The organism is Nonomuraea antimicrobica (genome assembly GCF_039536965.1).
In the GTDB taxonomy this organism is placed as follows: domain Bacteria; phylum Actinomycetota; class Actinomycetes; order Streptosporangiales; family Streptosporangiaceae; genus Nonomuraea; species Nonomuraea antimicrobica.
The window spans coordinates 165,468-179,418 of the sequence record NZ_BAAAZP010000090.1; the positions used below are offsets into that span (position 1 = coordinate 165,468).

Consider the following 13,951-nt stretch of genomic DNA (forward strand, 5'->3'; position numbering starts at 1 on the left):
GGACAAAAGTTGAGGGCGGGACATGCTTTCGGAAGAACGATCAAGCGGTCAAGCCGCGTGTTCGATTCGTTAACCGGCCGGTGCGCCCGCCGTGCCCGGGTGACGTGGCCGTACCCGCCGCGACATGCTGGGACCGTGAGATTCGACGATCTGGTGATTCCCGACACACCCGCGTGCCGCGGCGCGCTCGAGGTGGCCGCCCGCTACCACACGCCCTCGATGCTCAACCATTCGATCCGCGCCTACCTGTGGGCCGCGGTGTACGCGCAGGGCAACGGCATCGCCTTCGACGCCGAGCTGCTCTACGTGTCGGCCATGTTGCATGACATCGGGCTGGTGGCCGAGTTCGACAGCTACGCGGTGCCGTTCGAGGAGGCGGGCGGGCACGTGGCCTGGGCCTTCTGCGCAGGGGCCGGCTGGTCGCCCGAGCGGCGGCTGCGTGCGAGCGAGGTCATCGTCAGGCACATGTGGGACGCGGTGCCCCTCGACGAGGACCCCGAGGGACACCTGCTCGAGATCTCGACCGGCATGGACATCTCGGGCCGCCGCGCCGACGAGATCCCCGCCGGCGTGCGCGAGGAGGTGCTGGAGCGCCATCCGCGGCTGGAGATCGCCAAGGAGTTCAGCGTGTGCATCGCCGACCAGGGGGCGCGCAAGCCGTCCAGCGTCGCCGCGCGGGCCGTACGCGGGGGGATCGTCGACCGCATCGTGCACAACCCGCTCGACGGCTGACGGGCGGGCGGGCCGCTACGCCTTGGGGCCGGTGCTCTCGGCGACCTCGAACGTCCACAGCTCGGAGCCAGCCGCCGCGGGCCCCTGCCCGTGCCCGTGGCCCTGCCCATGACCCGGCCCGTGTCCCTGGGCGGCGGCCTCGGCGGCGGCCTGGGCGTGGCCGCGACGGAACGCCTCGCCCTGCTGCCACTTCTGGAAGTCGTCCTCGCTGCGCCAGCGCGTGTAGACGAGGTACCGATCCGTGCCCTCCACCGGCCGCAGCAGCTCGAACCACTCGAACCCGTCGGCCGACTCCACCATCCCGGCCCGGTTGGCGAAGCGCCGTTCGAGCTCCTCGCGCATCTCGGTGGACACGGTGAGCACGTTGATCTTCACGACGGACACTTTCGGGTACCCCTCTCATCGGCGCGCGCCTCAGCGCACGGCCTGGTGCTCAGGAACAACCTGCGCTCAGGAACGGCGAGGGCTCCAGGCTAACGCGGGCGGTCGCCGGTACCCGATCCACCGTCCTGGCGCGTCGCGCGCGTTCCGCCACCGGCCGCAGAAGATCGGCGAAACCGGCTCGACGGACGGTTCCTGACCTGGCCGGGGCAGGGGCGGAGAAGGTGGGCGGACCTTTCCGGCGGCGGCGATAGCCTTGTCGGGTGCGTATAGCGAGGTTCTCCACAGGCGAAGGCGTCTCGTTCGGCGTGGTCGAGGGCGGTCCGGGCGAGGAGGTCGTCTCCGCGATCGCCGGCCACCCGTTCGCCCAGGTCCAGTTCACCGGCGAGCGGTTCCCGCTGTCCCAGGTGAAGCTGCTGGCCCCGATGCTGCCGAGCAAGGTCGTCGCCATCGGCAGAAACTACGCCGAGCACGCGGCCGAGCTGGGCAACGAGGTGCCGGAAGAGCCGCTCATCTTCATGAAGCCGTCCACCACGGTGATCGGCCACGGCGAGAACATCGCCTATCCCACGTCGCTGTCCGACCGTGTCGACTTCGAGGGCGAGCTGGCCGTGGTGATCGGTAGGCTCTGCCGCGAGGTGCCGGTCGAGCGGGTCAAAGACGTCATCTTCGGCTACACGTGCGCCAACGACGTCACCGCCCGCGACCTGCAGAAGAAAGACGTGCAGTTCACCCGGGCCAAGGGGTTCGACACGTTCTGCCCGCTGGGGCCGTGGATCCAGACCGATCTCGACGCGAGCGACCTGGCGCTGACGACCACGGTCAACGGCGAGATCCGGCAGAGCGGGCGCACCAACCAGCTCATCAACGACATCCCGGCGCTGGTGGCCTACGTCAGCGCGGTCATGACGCTGATCCCCGGCGACGTCATCCTGACCGGCACGCCGGCGGGCGTCGGCCCGCTGGAGATCGGCGACGAGGTCAGCGTCGGCATCGAAGGCATCGGCACACTCACGAACAAGGTGGTCTCCCGTGACTGACGTACGCGTCAGGTTCGCCCCGTCCCCAACCGGCATGTTCCACGTCGGCGGCGCCCGTACGGCGCTGTTCAACTGGGCGCTGGCCGAACAGTCCGGCGGCCGCTTCGTGCTGCGCATCGAGGACACCGACGCGTCCAGGAACCGCCCGGAGTGGACCGAGGGCATCATCTCCGCGCTCGACTGGATCGGCATCAACGGCACCAACCAGGTCTTCGAGGGCCCCTACTTCCAGTCGGCCTACGAGCCGCAGCACCGCGAGGCCGTGGCCAAGCTGCTGGCCGACGGCCGCGCCTACTACTGCGACTGCACGCGCGAGGCGCTGGTCGCGCGCACCGGCTCCGAGCACCGCGGCTACGACGGCCACTGCCGCGACCGAGGGCTGACGGCGGGCGCGGTGCGCTTCCGCACCCCCGACGAGGGCGTGACCGTGGTGCCCGACCTCATCAGGGGCAACGTGGAGTTCCCCAACGAGGCCCAGGAAGACTTCGTCATCGCGCGTACCGACGGCTCGCCCCTCTACGTGCTGGCCAACGCGGTCGACGACATCACCCAGAACATCACCCACGTCGTACGCGGTGAGGAGCACCTCGGCAACGCGGCCAAGCAGATGCTGCTCTGGCCCGCCCTGGGCGCCACGTCGCCGGTGTGGGCCCATCTGCCGGTGATCGTCAACGAGCAGCGCAAAAAGCTGTCCAAGCGGCGCGACAAGGTGGCGCTGGAGGACTACCGGGCCGAGGGCTACCTCGCCGAGGCCATGGTCAACTACCTCATGCTGCTCGGCTGGGGTCCTGGCGAAGACCGCGAGATCATGCCGTGGTCGGAGATGATGCCGCTGTTCCGGCTGGAAGACGTCAACTCCTCCAGCGCCTTCTTCGACGAGAAGAAGCTGCGGGCCTTCAACGGGGAGTACATCCGCGCGCTGCCGCTGGAGACGTTCGAGGAGCGCTGCGCCCCCTACCTCGACCCGTCCTGGGACCGTGAGCTGTTCAGCAAGGTCGCGGCGCTGGCCCAGACCCGCATCGCGGTGCTGTCGGAGATCCGGCAGAACGTCGACTTCCTCTTCCTGGAGGAGCCGGTCTTCGACCAGGCGTCCTGGGACAAGGCGATGAAGAACGCCCCCGAGGAGATCCTCGGCGGCTACCTCGATCGCCTCGAGACCGTGAGCTGGGACCCCGAGTCGCTCAAGGAGACGCTGGAGCAGGTCGGCGCGGTCCACGGGCTCAAGCTGGGCAAGGCCCAGGCCCCGGTGCGGGTGGCGGTCACCGGCCGTACGGTCGGCCTGCCGCTGTTCGAGTCGATCGAGGTGCTCGGGCGTGAGCGGGCGCGCGAGCGCCTGCGCACCGCCCTGACCCGCCTGCGCGGCTGATCTCCCGGCGCCACGCCTCAACGAGGAACGGTTCCTGCCGCAATAGCACCTAGCGTCTGCGGCATGACCTATTTGGTGACCGGAGCCACGGGCTCCGTAGGCAGGCACGTCGTGGCCCACCTCCTGGAGGCGGGCCACCGCGTACGCGCGCTCACCCGTGACCCGGGCCGGGCCCGGCTGCCCGAGGCGGTCGAGGTCGTCCAGGGCGATCTCGGCAAGGTCGAGACCCTGTGGCCCGCCCTCGAAGGCGTGACGGGCGTGCACCTCATCGACGTGGCCGACTCCGGCTACACCCCGCTCGCGAACGGCCCCGAGATCGTCGAGGCCGTCAGGAAGGCCGGCGCGCGCAAGGCGACCCTGCTCAGTAGCTGGTCGGCGGGCACGCTGGAGCCCGCCGTGCTCTCCAGCGACCTGGAGTGGACGTACGTGCAGCCGACCGAGTTCATGGCCAACGCCCTGGCCTGGGCCGAGCCGGTGCGTACGCGGGGCGTCGTCGAGGAGGCGTTCCCGGCCACCAGGACCCCCATGGTGCACGAGGCCGACATCGGCGCCGTCATCGCCACCGCCCTCACCGAGGACGGCCACCACGGCCGCTCCTACGGCCTCACCGGCCCCGAACTCCTCGACGTGCCCGCCAAGCTGCGGATCCTGGCGGAGGCGGCCGGCCGCGAGATCACCCTCGTCGAGCTGACCGTGGACGAGCTGCGCGAGCGCTACCGGGCCCAGGGCATGCCCGAGGAGATGATCGAGTTCCGGATCGAGATCTTCGGCAACGTGCCCGACGACGCGTACCAGGTCACCGACACGATCGAGGAGGTGACCCGGCGGCCACCGCGTACGTTCGCGCAGTGGGCCGCCGAGCACGCCGGATCGTTCAGATGAGGCCGCGGCGGGCGAGCAGCGGCTGGATGCCGGGCTCGCGCCCTCTGAAGTTGCGAAACGCCGTCAGCGGGTCGAGGCTGCCGCCGCGGGAGAGCAGCTCGCGGCGGAAGTGGTCGCCGTTCTCCCGGGTGAGCCCGCCGTTCTCCTTGAACCACTCCACGCTCTCCGCGTCGAGCACCTCGCTCCAGATGTAGGAGTAGTAGCCGGCGCTGTAGCCGCCGGAGAAGATGTGGGCGAAGAAGTTGGTCCGGTAGCGCGGCCGGATCAGTGGGAAGGCGATCTGGGCGGCCTCCAGGGCGGCCGACTCGAACGCCTCGGGGTCGGCCACGACCTCCCCGGGCGCCAGCCGGTGCCAGGCCCAGTCGAGCAGCGTGGCGGCCAGATATTCGACGGTCCTGAAGCCCTGGTTGAACGTCTCGGCCGCCTTCAGCTTCGCCACCAGCTCGCCGGGCATCGGCTCGCCCGTCTCGTGGTGCCTGGCGTAGTTGGCCAGCACCTCGGGCCAGGTCACCCACATCTCGTTGACCTGCGACGGGTACTCGACGAAGTCGCGCGGCACGTTGGTGCCCGACACGCGCGGGTAGCGCACCTGCGAGAACAGGCCGTGCAGCGCGTGGCCGAACTCGTGGAAGGCCGTCTCGACCTCGTCGAACGTCAGCAGCGTCGGCCCGGAGGCGGGCTTGGTGATGTTGAGGTTGTTGATCACCACCGGCCGCAGCCCGAACAGGAACGACTGGTCGACCAGGTTGTTCATCCACGCGCCGCCGCGCTTGCCCGGCCGGGCGTACGGGTCGAGCACGAACAGCCCCAGCGGGCCGCCGTCCTCGTCGGACACCTCGAACACGGTCACGTCGGGGTGGTAGCCGCCCAGGTCGGGGCGTTCGGCGAAGGTGAGGCCGTACAGCTTCGCGGCGGCGAAGAATATGCCGTCGCGGAAGACCCGGTTCAGCTCGAAGTACGGGCGCATCGCGCCGCCGTCGTACTCGTAGCGGGCCTGGCGCACCTTCTCGGAGTAGTAGGCCCAGTCCCACGGCTCGATCGGGAACCCGGCCTGCTCCGCCAGCGCCTCGGCCTCCTTCCTGGCGTTGCGCACGGCGGGGCCGACGAGCTGGCCGAGCATCTCCTCGACCGCCTCGACGGTCTTGGCGGTCTGGTCGGCCACCGTGTACGCGGCGTGGCTGGGGAAGCCGAGCAACGCCGCCCGCTCGGCCCGCAGCGCCGCCATCCTGGCCGCGATCTCGAAGTTGCCCGGGACCCGGCCGACGCTCAGCTCGTACAGGCGGCGGCGCACGTCGCGGTCGGTGAGCTGGGCCAGGCCGGGCTGGACGGTGAAGTTGTGCAGCGGCAGGACGTACGTGCCGTCGTCCTTGCGCAGCGACTCGATCTTGGCCTCGTCGAACCCGTCGAGCTCCTTGGGGTCGGTCACCACCAGGGCCGACTCCGTGGAGGCCCGCAGCAGGCTCTGCGCGAACTCCGTCGACAGCCTCGACAGCTCCTCGTTGAGCGCGCGCAGCCGCTGCTGGTCGGTCTCCGACAGGTCGGCCCCGGCCCGGATGAAGTCGTCGCGGTACTTCTCCAGCAGCCACGACTCCTCGGGATCCGCCGTGCTCACCTGCTTGATGCGGGCCCACAGCGCCCGGTCGAGGCGAATGGCGTCGCTGTGCCGGGTGAGCTGGGGGGAGATCTGCTTCTCGATCTCCATGAGGCCGTCGGTCGTGTTGGACGCGGCGACGCTGAAGAAGGCCGTCGCCGTGCGGTCGAGGATCCGGCCCGACCGTTCGAGCGCGGCGATCGTGTTCTCGAACGTCGGCGGCTCGGTGCTGCTCGCGATCGTGTCGACCTCGGCGAGCTGCTCGGCCATGCCGCGCTCGAACGCCGGCAGGTAGTGCTCTTCGCGGATGTCCGCGAAGGGCGGCAGCTCGTACGGCAGATCGCTTGGGGCGAAGAACGGATTCTCGGCCAACGCTTCGGCTCCTCCACGTGGTGTTTTGTCCCCTTCAGCTTGGCACGGCGGGGCTCGTGCCGGGGGCTGCGGGAGGCGGACCCGTGAATCGTTTTGGCCTTACCCCCCGAGCTGGGCTATTCTTTCGGACGTCGCCAAGCGCGCTCCACAAGGGGCCCGCAGCGGTGGGGTATGGTGTAATTGGCAGCACGACTGATTCTGGTTCAGTTAGTCTAGGTTCGAGTCCTGGTACCCCAGCATTGAGCGGATGTCTCGCAGAGGGATGTCCGTTTTTTCATTTCGCCAGCCGGTACAGAATTTCTGAGATCTCCTGGTAAGCCTTGATCGTTGGCGCGTGCGACGTCTCCACCGTGAAGACCTTGAACTTGTTGGCGGGCGTGGCCGCGTCCGCCTCCCTGATCATCCGGTCCTGCAGCGCGATCGGGATCGTACGGTCCTTCGAGTGCCTGATGTAGACCCTGGGCACCCGTCCCCACGCGTCCTTGCGCCCGCGGGCGTCGGCAGCCGACACCTGGAGGCTCTCATCCGGCAGCAGCGTGTTCAGCATGGCGAGAAACTCACCCTCGCTCGCCTCCGCCATGAAGGCCGCCTTGGCCGCGGCCAGGAACTTCGGGTCGGCGGTGCGCCAGTTGATCCGCACCGCGCCGATCTTGGCCGGGTCGCCGACGATGCCGTTCAGCAGGCCCGGGGTGAGACTCGTCTGACCCTCGGGGCTGGTCATGTAGTCGTTGGGCGAGCGCAGCTTCGTGCAGCAGAAGGCGGCGTCGTAGACCAGCCGGTCGATCAGGTCCGGCACCGCGTCGGCCACCTTCGTGATCGTCGCCCCGCCGAGGCTGCCGCCCACCAGGATGACCGGTCCGTAGCGGGAGACGCGGCGCACGACGTCCACCGTGGCCTCGACATAGTCGTCCAGCGTCACGGCGGCCACCGGCGAGGGCAGCGCGGCCAGCTTCGCGAGGTCCTGCGGGGCCTGGTAGGCGGGGTGAAGCTGCTCCTCGGGGCCGTGCCCCGGCAGGGTCACGCCCACGGTGCGGTGGCCGCGCAGGGCGAGCAAGGGGTCGGTCACGGCCACGCCGTTGGAGCCGGAGACGTTGACGAACGTGGTGACGTCCTTCTTCCTGGAGGGCCCGGCGAAGGCCGCGGTGGTGCCTGCGACGGCGGCGGCGGTGGCGCCCGCGGCGCCGAGCTGGAGGGCTGTTCTGCGCGTCGGAGTGTTCATGTCTCCGATGTTCGCCGAGGTCAGGGGCGGCGCACATCGCCCGGCCGGGCCGAGAAGCGGTGGATGGCGGGCATCCACCGATCGGTCGATACCCGCACGGGCCAAGGCCGCGGCCGGCCGCGCGCGGTCATCCGCCGATCGGTTGGTGCCCGTGCGGGCCAAGGCTGTGGTCGGCCGCGCGCGGTCATCCATCGATCAGTTGGCGCCCGTGCGGGCGCAGCGTGCGGCCGACCTGGCGCGGTCATCCGTCGATCGGTTGGTGCCCGTGCGGGCCGAGGATGCGGTCGGCCGCGCGCGGCCGACCGCCGATCGGTTGACGCCAGCGGCGCCATGCCGGGGTGGGTCCCATGAGCCGGCTCCAGGTGCGTGAGCGCTGGGTCTACGCGGGGCTCGCGTACGCGCTGCTCGCGGCCTCCTCGGTCGCGGCGGCGGTGTCGGGCACGCCCGCGGGGCCGTTCCCGTCGTGGCCCCTGCTGGCGGTGGTCGCGGCCGGATGGCTGGCGCCCGTCGCCTGGCTGCACCGCCACCGCGACACCCACCGCGTGCTCGTCGTGGCCCACTACCTCGTCCTCGTCGCCCTGACCTGGGCGCTGGCGCTCAAGGGCGCGGTCTTCGTGGTGTTCGTCACGATCGGTTACCCGCTGGCCATCGCCCTGCTCCCCGGCCGCCTGGTCATGGCCGGAGTCACGCTCACCGCGCTCGTCAACGTGCTCTCCCAGGCGGGGCCGGGCGCGCGGGAGAGCCTGCTCACCGTGATCGCCGGGGTGGCCGTGCCGCTAGTCCTGGCCGGCTGGTACGTCTCCGGCGAGCACGACAGACGCCGCCGCCTGGTCGAGCGTCTGCGCGCCGCCATGGAGGAGAACGCCGAGCTGAACGCCAGGCTCCTCGACCAGGCCAGGCGGGCGGGCGTGCTCGACGAGCGGCACCGCGTGGCCGGGGAGATCCACGACACGCTCGCGCAAGACCTCGTCGCGCTGATCGGCCAGCTCGACTCCGCCGGGCGGGCCACCGGCGGCCAGGCCCGCGGCCACCACCTCGACCGGGCCGCCGAGCTGGCCCGGCGCGGCCTGGCCGAGGCCCGCAGATCCGTACGCGCGCTGCGGCCCGAGCCGCTCGAAGACGCCCGGCTGCCCGAGGCCCTCGGCCACATGGCCAGGTCGTGGGCCGACGTGTCCGGCGTCGACCTGCGGCTGGAGGTCACCGGCACGCCCGTCGCGCTGTCCGCGGAGGTGGAGACGGCCCTGTTCCGCGTCGCCCAGGAGGCTCTGGCCAACGTGGCCAAGCACGCCCGCGCCGCCAGGACGGGCCTCACCCTGACGTACACGGACGAACTCGTGCTCCTCGACATCCGTGACGACGGGCGCGGGTTCGAGCCGCAGGAGCCCGCTGACGGCTTCGGGCTCGACGGTATGCGGCAGCGGGCCCGGAGCGTGGGCGGCACCCTTGAGGTCGAGTCGGAGCCAGGCCGGGGCACGGCGGTCGCCGCCGCCGTGCCCGTGATTCCGGCCGGAGGCGGCGAATGAGACGATCGCGTTCACCGGGGAGGAAACGATGTCACTGCGGGTGCTGATCGCCGACGACCATCCGATCGTGCGCGACGGCCTGCGCACCGCCCTCGGCGGCGAGCCCAGCATCGAGCCCAGCATCGAGCCCGGTGCCGAGCCCAGCATCGAGCCCAGCATCGAGCCCGGTGGCGAGCCCGGTGGCGAGCCACGGATCGAGGTCGTCGGCGAGGCGGGCGACGGGGAGGAGGCCGTGCGCCTGGCCGCCGAGCTGTCTCCCGACGTCGTCCTGATGGACCTGCGCATGCCCGGCCTCGACGGCGTGAGCGCCATCCGCCGGCTGCGCGGCACCGGGCCGCGCGTGCTGGTGCTCACCACGTTCGACACCGACGTCCTTCCCGCGCTGGAGGCGGGCGCCAGCGGCTACCTGCTCAAAGACGCCTCGCCTGAGGAGCTGGTACGCGCTGTGCGCGCCACCCACCGGGGCGAGACCGTGTTGGCCCCCGCCGTGGCCGGCCGCCTGGCCGAGCACCTGCGCAGGCCGTCCAGGGGGCGGCTGAGCAAGCGGGAGCTGGAGGTGCTGCGCCTGGTGGCCGAGGGCGCCACCAACAAGGAGGCGGCCGCCCGGCTGTTCATCAGCGAGGCCAGCGTCAAGACGCACCTGCTGCACATCTACGCCAAGCTCGACGTACGCGACCGCGCCGCCGCCGTCGGCGAGGCGTACCGCCGCGGCCTTCTCACCGACTGACGTCCACCGGCGGCAGGTCGAGGGCGCGGGTCGAGGACGGCAGGTCGAGGGCGCGGGTCGAGGCGGCGGGTCGAGAGTGGCGGGTGGAGGACGGCGGGTGGAGGACGGCGGATCGAGGACGGCGGGCCGGGATGGTGTGCGCTGACGTGGAGAGCGCACTCCGTGCCGGTCGGGTGGGCTGATCCATGGCCGCTCGATGGCTGCTCCATGGCCGGTCTCGCGGGCCGGTTCCGGTGGTCGATCTCGCGGGCTGGAGGTCATGGCGCCGCACTCGCAAGGCCGGTCTGGTGGGCGGATAAGCGGTTTGGAGTGGTCTTGTGGGTGCGGTAGAGTTACCTGCGTTGCCGGGGGAGACCCGGCAAGCCAGCTTGTGGACAGGGTCCCGTCGTCTAGTGGCCCAGGACGCCGCCCTCTCAAGGCGGTAGCGCCGGTTCGAATCCGGTCGGGACTACCACTGTCACAAGCCCACGAAGGTCCCGTCGTCTAGTGGCCCAGGACGCCGCCCTCTCAAGGCGGTAGCGCCGGTTCGAATCCGGTCGGGACTACGTCTTCAGCTCCTGCTCCGGCGCGTCTCCGCCCGGAGCATTTCGCTTTTCCCGACCCCACGATCCCCCTGTCTCGCAAGACTACTGAGGCCGTGCTCGCCGAACTCGGTGCCGCGCGGGTTACGGGCGAAGTCGGCGGCGTCACCCCGTGATCAACGAAGATGATCCGATGGACGTTACACAGCGCGCCGTGCGACCGGCCATATCAGGCGGAATCGCGGCAGATGCGGGTGGCCGCAGGCTGGCTCGGCTTTCGACGATCAGATAGCCGGTTGGGCACGGCCCATTCTGCCGGAGTTGGTGGAGGTCGGGGCCTCGTGGGAGTTCATCGAGGATGAGTCGTCGGTGCCCGTACGCGGGGTCGAGCCCGCCAAGGCTCGAAGCGAGTCCCTTTGGGCTCGCCGACCGATAGGCTCCCCGGGTCACGCAGGGAACTGGGGAGGCTGACGTGGCCGGTGAAACACAGGAGATCGAGGTCAAGTACCGTGTGAGCGACCTGGAGGCCCTGGAGGCCGCGCTCACGCGGTACGGAGTCCACCTGTCGGCCCCGGTCCGGCAGGACGATCAGGCGTACGCCGAACCCGGCTGGCAGTACGGGCAGAGCAAGATTGGGCGCGCGTTCGCGAGGCTGCGTACCCAGGACGGCCGGCACCTGTTCACTGTGAAGAAGCCCCAGGCCAACGAGATGGCGTGCCTGGAGCACGAGACGTGGGTCGCGGATCGAGAGCAGATGCACCACGCGATCGTGGCGATGGGGTTCAGCCCGACCGTCCGGATCGTGAAGACCCGCCGCACCGCGATGCACGGCGACATGACGGTCTGCGTGGACGAGGTGGAGCATGCCGGCGTCTTCGTGGAGATCGAGCGGACCGTGCACGGCACGGAGTCGGGCACAGCCGTGCAGGCCGAGCTGGACGCGTTCGCCCGCGACCTGGGGGTAGCGCTGGAGCGCACCACAGAGACGTACGACTCGCTGGTGCGCTCTGCGCTCCTCCCCGCCTAGAACAGACCCAGCGAGGTGGGCCTTGCCAGGCTTTCGACTGGCAGGCGAGCCGTCTCCAGGTCAAGGTGCAGCTCTACGGCCGCGTGGTCGGTCAGCGCCTCGGTACGGGTCTCGTGCAGGTAGGCGCAGTCCCGGATGCGCCCGGTCAGCTCCGAGCCGACGTGGACGTAGTCGTAGCGGTAGCCGTCGCCGGTCCGGCCGATCCAGGAATACGGCTGGGCCTCGGGCGCCATGTGGGCGTGGGTGTCCGTGAAGCCCTCTGCGGTCAGGGTGTCGAGCATTCCGAACTCGAACGGCAGGAATCCCGGGTGGAGGGGGCGGTGGTCGGCGGCGATCACGTTGTAGTCGCCGCCGATGACCAGGTGGCCGCGCTCGTCGGGGCCGAGTTGCGCAATGGCTTTGAGCAGGCTGGTGATGAACAGTTCCTTGCGGGTGGTCTTGTCCGCCGACCGATCGCGGCTGGGTACGTACACGCTGACCCACCATGTGGCCGGGCGAGTGTCCAGCCGGGCAGTGGCCACCCGGGCGGGGATGCTGACCTGGCCGAAGTCGGGTTGGTGCGCGGTCACCGGGATGCGGCTGATCAGCGCCGCTCCCCGGTCGCCGTCGTCGGGCGTGTTGATGACTGCGTAGCCGGCCCGCCGGTACTGCTCCAGGATCCACGCGGTGCCCGGCCCCGCGCTCGTCTCGGTGAGCATGACGACATCATCGTCTCGGTCGGCGAGCCAGCGCAGCATCCGTTCGGCGCGTTCCCGCGCGGCGGCGCCGATGTTGACTGTTACCGCCCTGATCATCGGGCGCCCTCCTGTCGTTGTGCCGTCCGCGCCACCAGCAGTGCCAGTTCGGCCGCCACTCTGTCCGGGCTCACCTCCTGGCAGTTGACTAGTGCCTGCGGCCAGTGGCGGGCGAGCAGGAACTGGTAGGCGTCCTGGTAGAGGTCCAGCTCCCGTTGCGGGGAGCCGACCCGCTCCAGGCGCGACCGCCGTGTCCGCTGGGCCAGTCGCTGCGCCAGTTCTTGAGCGGTGTGGTGCAGGTAGCAGGATAGGGACGGGCGCAGCACGTGGGCGTTGTATTGCCAGATCTCCTCTATCTCCAGCCCATCGATGCGCTGCAGTACCAATGACGACTGGACGTAGCGGTCGCTGATCACGGTCAGCCCGTCCATGAGCGCAGGGACGATCTCGGTGTCCATGTGGTGGTAGCGGTCCGCGGCCACGGCCAGGGCCAGCGCCCGGCCGACCAGACCGGCCTCGCCGGTGCGGACAAGCCGCCCCAGCGGGGTGTCGGACGGTTCGCTCGTTACGTGCACGCGCATGCCGCCCGCGCGTAGCCGCTCGGCCAGCAGGGTGGACGCGGTGGACTTGCCGACGCCGTTCGGTCCCTCGATCGCGATGAACAGGGCGCCCCTCGCCATCGGCCCGTTCACGAGCGTCGCGGGCCGATCTGGAGCAGCGGACGCCCTTCGTGGTCGACGATCGGGCATTGCTCTTCGTCGAGGTCGCCGACGCGGCCCCCGCGACTGATGACGGCGGCCGGGCAGCCCTTCCCGCACGAACTGCCCATGTGGCAGGGGCCGCAGGTGGAGTTGGCGCCCATGCGGAGCTTGCCCTCCAGGTCGTAGCCGTCCAGCGCGCCGGCCACCTCGTCGTCGAGGATGTTGCCGACGAGGAAGTCGGTGTCCGGGTGCTGCGACTGTGGGGTGCGGGCGGCGAACACCAGGTATGGGCAGACGGCGACCTGGCCGTCCGCGAACACGTAGATGAGCTTTCCGGCGTCGCAGCCGGACAAGGGTTTGCCGTCGTCGTTGGGGAAGCGGATGTGCACGATGTCGACGCCGCGCGCCCGGAAGCGCCTGGTGACCTCGGCGATGGCGCGCATCTTGGCGTTGGTCGCCGCCATGCGGCCTGCGCTTCTGACGCCTCGGCCGAACAGGCTCAAGGGGTTCATGAGCACGTACTGGGCGCCGGTCTCGACGGCGAACTCGCACAACGCTGTGAATTCCTTGGCGTCGGTCAGCGTGTTGGGGGTGGACAGCAGCCCTTGCAGCAGTCCGGCCTGTGCGAACTTGCGAGTGGTCTCCACCGTGACGTCGAAAGAAGAGACGCTGCCCCGGAACTTGCCGTGGCTCTCGGGCCGGAACCCGTCGAAACTGACGTTGATGTGGATGCCGCCCAGCTCGGCCAGGTCCGCGATCTGCCTGTCGCTGGTCTGGGTGGCGTTGGTGCAGATGCCGACCGGCATGCCCAACTCGGTGGCGGCGCGGCAGATGTCCATGATGTCGGGGTGGACGAACGGCTCGCCCCCGGTAAGGGTGAGCCGTTCGACGTGGGCGCTGCGAAGCCGAGGCAGCACCTTGCCGATGATGTCTTCGGTGCGCATGTGCTCGCCCCAGTTGCCGGAGGAGACGAAGCAGTGCGCGCAGTGGAGGTTGCATCGTTCGGTGACCTGTACCAGTGCCTTGCGCTGGCCGTCTTCCACACTGGTGCGGAAGTAGCAAGAGGTGGCGTGGGTGTCGATGACGAGTCGTTTCACGGGTCCTCCTCGTGGCTGGCTTGCCGGGACGTGAGCTG

General features: G+C 70.2%; 13 protein-coding genes and 3 tRNA genes. 10 read left to right on the plus strand and 6 right to left on the minus strand.

Annotation, left to right across the window (positions count from 1 at the left end):
• The first annotated feature begins 135 nt into the window (after positions 1-135).
• Positions 136-732, plus strand: a complete 597-nt coding sequence (locus tag ABD844_RS24745; RefSeq protein WP_344882427.1) for an HD domain-containing protein — start codon at positions 136-138, stop codon at positions 730-732.
• Positions 733-747: 15 nt separating this feature from the next.
• Here ABD844_RS24745 and ABD844_RS24750 read toward each other — a convergent pair whose 3' ends face one another.
• On the minus strand, positions 748-1,116 hold the full coding sequence (locus ABD844_RS24750; RefSeq protein ID WP_344882430.1) for an antibiotic biosynthesis monooxygenase family protein: 369 nt from the start codon (positions 1,114-1,116) through the stop codon (positions 748-750).
• Between the two features lie 260 nt (positions 1,117-1,376).
• Here ABD844_RS24750 and ABD844_RS24755 point away from each other — a divergent pair, with 260 nt between their 5' ends.
• The 3 genes from ABD844_RS24755 (at position 1,377) to ABD844_RS24765 (ending at position 4,401) form a co-directional block, all read left to right on the plus strand.
• Complete coding sequence (locus ABD844_RS24755; RefSeq protein WP_344882432.1) at positions 1,377-2,153, plus strand: fumarylacetoacetate hydrolase family protein; 777 nt, start codon at positions 1,377-1,379, stop codon at positions 2,151-2,153.
• Positions 2,146-3,519, plus strand: a complete 1,374-nt coding sequence (gene gltX, locus ABD844_RS24760; RefSeq protein ID WP_344882434.1) for a glutamate--tRNA ligase — start codon at positions 2,146-2,148, stop codon at positions 3,517-3,519. The genes ABD844_RS24755 and gltX overlap by 8 nt, the downstream gene beginning before the upstream one ends.
• A 63-nt stretch (positions 3,520-3,582) precedes the next feature.
• Positions 3,583-4,401 (plus strand): NAD(P)H-binding protein, encoded by an 819-nt coding sequence (locus tag ABD844_RS24765; RefSeq protein WP_344882437.1) that lies wholly within the window; start codon positions 3,583-3,585, stop codon positions 4,399-4,401.
• On the opposite strand, the gene ABD844_RS24770 is transcribed toward ABD844_RS24765, so the two are convergent.
• Positions 4,394-6,364 (minus strand): M3 family metallopeptidase, encoded by a 1,971-nt coding sequence (locus ABD844_RS24770; RefSeq protein WP_344882441.1) that lies wholly within the window; start codon positions 6,362-6,364, stop codon positions 4,394-4,396. The two genes, ABD844_RS24765 and ABD844_RS24770, sit on opposite strands and share 8 nt — an antisense overlap.
• Positions 6,365-6,529: 165 nt before the next feature.
• On the opposite strand from ABD844_RS24770, the gene ABD844_RS24775 reads away from it, so the two are divergent.
• A tRNA-Gln gene (locus ABD844_RS24775) sits at positions 6,530-6,601 on the plus strand.
• Positions 6,602-6,638: 37 nt separating this feature from the next.
• Here ABD844_RS24775 and ABD844_RS24780 read toward each other — a convergent pair.
• Positions 6,639-7,583 (minus strand): alpha/beta hydrolase, encoded by a 945-nt coding sequence (locus ABD844_RS24780; protein ID WP_344882444.1) that lies wholly within the window; start codon positions 7,581-7,583, stop codon positions 6,639-6,641.
• A gap of 347 nt (positions 7,584-7,930) precedes the next feature.
• On the opposite strand from ABD844_RS24780, the gene ABD844_RS24785 reads away from it, so the two are divergent.
• From ABD844_RS24785 to cyaB, 5 genes are all read left to right on the plus strand, one after another.
• A complete protein-coding gene (locus ABD844_RS24785; RefSeq protein ID WP_344882447.1) occupies positions 7,931-9,106 on the plus strand; it encodes a sensor histidine kinase in 1,176 nt (391 codons plus the stop codon).
• A gap of 28 nt (positions 9,107-9,134) precedes the next feature.
• Positions 9,135-9,833: a response regulator gene (locus ABD844_RS24790; protein WP_425568639.1), complete on the plus strand. Its 699-nt coding sequence runs from the start codon at positions 9,135-9,137 to the stop codon at positions 9,831-9,833.
• Positions 9,834-10,211: 378 nt separating this feature from the next.
• Positions 10,212-10,287: transfer RNA gene (locus ABD844_RS24795), tRNA-Glu, on the plus strand.
• A gap of 18 nt (positions 10,288-10,305) precedes the next feature.
• Positions 10,306-10,378 (plus strand) — tRNA-Glu (locus tag ABD844_RS24800).
• Positions 10,379-10,826: 448 nt separating this feature from the next.
• A complete protein-coding gene (gene cyaB, locus ABD844_RS24805; protein ID WP_344882450.1) occupies positions 10,827-11,381 on the plus strand; it encodes a class IV adenylate cyclase in 555 nt (184 codons plus the stop codon).
• Here the strand turns inward: cyaB and ABD844_RS24810 are convergent.
• The 3 genes from ABD844_RS24810 to ABD844_RS24820 are packed head-to-tail and all read right to left on the minus strand — an operon-like array spanning position 11,378 to position 13,913.
• Positions 11,378-12,175: an endonuclease/exonuclease/phosphatase family protein gene (locus tag ABD844_RS24810; RefSeq protein ID WP_344882453.1), complete on the minus strand. Its 798-nt coding sequence runs from the start codon at positions 12,173-12,175 to the stop codon at positions 11,378-11,380. The genes cyaB and ABD844_RS24810 overlap by 4 nt on opposite strands.
• Positions 12,172-12,795 carry a dTMP kinase gene (tmk, locus tag ABD844_RS24815; protein WP_344882457.1) on the minus strand — a complete coding sequence of 208 codons (624 nt, stop codon included), beginning with the start codon at positions 12,793-12,795 and terminating at the stop codon, positions 12,172-12,174. Before tmk ends, ABD844_RS24810 begins: the two co-directional genes overlap by 4 nt.
• Before the next feature lie 8 nt (positions 12,796-12,803).
• Positions 12,804-13,913: a radical SAM protein gene (locus ABD844_RS24820; protein ID WP_344882460.1), complete on the minus strand. Its 1,110-nt coding sequence runs from the start codon at positions 13,911-13,913 to the stop codon at positions 12,804-12,806.
• Positions 13,914-13,951: the final 38 nt, after the last annotated feature.

What these genes read in the sequence shown, in the direction of transcription:
- ABD844_RS24785 (WP_344882447.1), top strand. Translation starts at nt 7,931, where the DNA reads ATGAGCCGGCTCCAGGTGCGTGAGCGCTGGGTCTACGCGGGGCTCGCG.
- ABD844_RS24780 (WP_344882444.1), bottom strand. Translation starts at nt 7,583, where the DNA reads ATGAACACTCCGACGCGCAGAACAGCCCTCCAGCTCGGCGCCGCGGGC.
- tmk (WP_344882457.1), bottom strand. Translation starts at nt 12,795, where the DNA reads ATGGCGAGGGGCGCCCTGTTCATCGCGATCGAGGGACCGAACGGCGTC.
- ABD844_RS24810 (WP_344882453.1), bottom strand. Translation starts at nt 12,175, where the DNA reads ATGATCAGGGCGGTAACAGTCAACATCGGCGCCGCCGCGCGGGAACGC.
- ABD844_RS24765 (WP_344882437.1), top strand. Translation starts at nt 3,583, where the DNA reads ATGACCTATTTGGTGACCGGAGCCACGGGCTCCGTAGGCAGGCACGTC.
- ABD844_RS24790 (WP_425568639.1), top strand. Translation starts at nt 9,135, where the DNA reads ATGTCACTGCGGGTGCTGATCGCCGACGACCATCCGATCGTGCGCGAC.